This is a genomic window from Acinetobacter sp. 228 (genome assembly GCF_048147885.1).
Map to the genome: position 1 here is coordinate 1 of NZ_JAYWYV010000222.1, position 1,494 is coordinate 1,494.

Sequence of the window (1,494 nt, forward strand, 5' to 3'; positions counted from 1 at the left end):
TACCAAAAGAACAAGCGCATAATCTGATTATTCAAATTATGCGCGAAAAAGTATTAGAAGAGAAAGAAGCTGTTAGAGAGAAGAAATGTTATTGCCCGCACTGTGGTGAAAAGTTAACAGATTAGAGACTCAACGAAAGCCTGATCATACTCAGGCTTTTTGAGTTGCTTTTTCTACAGCAAATGCAATGAGTAAGATAATAAGGCCACCAAGGCTCAGTACAAAACCTACCCAGATTGGTGCAATCCAACCCATCTGATGGCTCAGTACCCAACCACCTAAAAAAGCGCCTAATGCATTAGCAAGATTAAAGGCGGAGTGGTTAAGTGAAGCTGCTAGCGTTTGTGCATCACCTGCAACATCCATGAGGCGTGTCTGTAAAGCCCCACCTAAACCCATAACGGTTAGGCCAATTAAGAATAAAGAGCCAATTGCGCTATAGATATTACTCATTAGAAAGCTTGCGACTACAAATGCGATCGCTGAGCTAATGAGTACGCCCACAATAGTTTTATTGAGGTTTTTATCTGCAAGCCAACCCGCAGCTAAACCACCAATCACCATCCCGATGCCCCACAGCGCTAATGCAATAGGAACAATCTGGATATTAACTTTAGTGTATTCAGTGAGAATTGGTGAGACATAGCTATATACCGAGAACATGCCGCCAAAGCCAATTGCGCCGACTGCAAGGGTTAACCACATATTTATATTTTTAAGCCCAGCTAATTCTGTTTTTATGCTGGCAGTAGCTTGAACTGGAATATTCGGTACAAAGCAAGCTACAGCAATTAAAGTAAAGAATGCGATCGTTGCTGAAAATTCAAATCCTGCTCTCCAGCCAAAATGTTGACCTAACCATGTTGCTAAGGGTACGCCAATAACGGTAGCAACGGTCAGCCCCATCATCATTTGCGCAACTGCTGAAGCTCTTCGTGAAGGGCCTGCTAGTTCAGCCGCGACTAAAGCGCCGACACCAAAATATGCGCCATGAGGTAAACCTGCAATAAAACGGGAGACTAAAACGGTTTCTGGGGTATGTGCTAAAGCTGTGCATGCATTGGCAATACCATAAAACAGCATGAGGCAAAGCAATAGGGTCTTTCTAGGTACTTTGGCACCCAAAATGGCAATAATAGGGGCACCAATAACAACACCTAATGCATAAGCACTAATAAAATGCCCAGCTTCAGGTACTGTAATCTTTAAATTGTGTGCAATTTCCTGAATAAGACCCATTGCGACAAATTCTGTAGTGCCAATACAGAAACCGCCTACTGCAAGAGAAAAAATTGCCAAGAAGAGTGAGTAATGTCGAGGGGAAGAAGAAAGGGATTGGGGTGACGCCATAATAAATTAATAAAAGGAAACTCAAAAAAGAAAGTATAAGGGAAAAGAGACCAAAATAATAAAAAACTAGAATCTCGAGAGGAAGTTTGCACATTTAAAACCGGAACATTTTATCTTTATATTGAATAATTTATCGAATTCTTT

General features: G+C 41.3%; 1 protein-coding gene and 1 pseudogene. One reads left to right on the forward strand and one right to left on the reverse strand.

Going from position 1 to position 1,494, the window contains the following annotated elements; genetic code table 11:
- Nucleotides 1-125 (forward strand): annotated as a pseudogene (locus VXQ92_RS17565) (ion transporter); the annotation flags it as partial.
- Nucleotides 126-150: 25 nt separating this feature from the next.
- Here VXQ92_RS17565 and VXQ92_RS17570 read toward each other — a convergent pair.
- The gene (locus VXQ92_RS17570; protein WP_110981751.1) at nt 151-1,350 is read right to left on the reverse strand and encodes an MFS transporter; all 1,200 of its coding nucleotides are present in this window, start codon (nt 1,348-1,350) and stop codon (nt 151-153) included.
- Nucleotides 1,351-1,494: the final 144 nt, after the last annotated feature.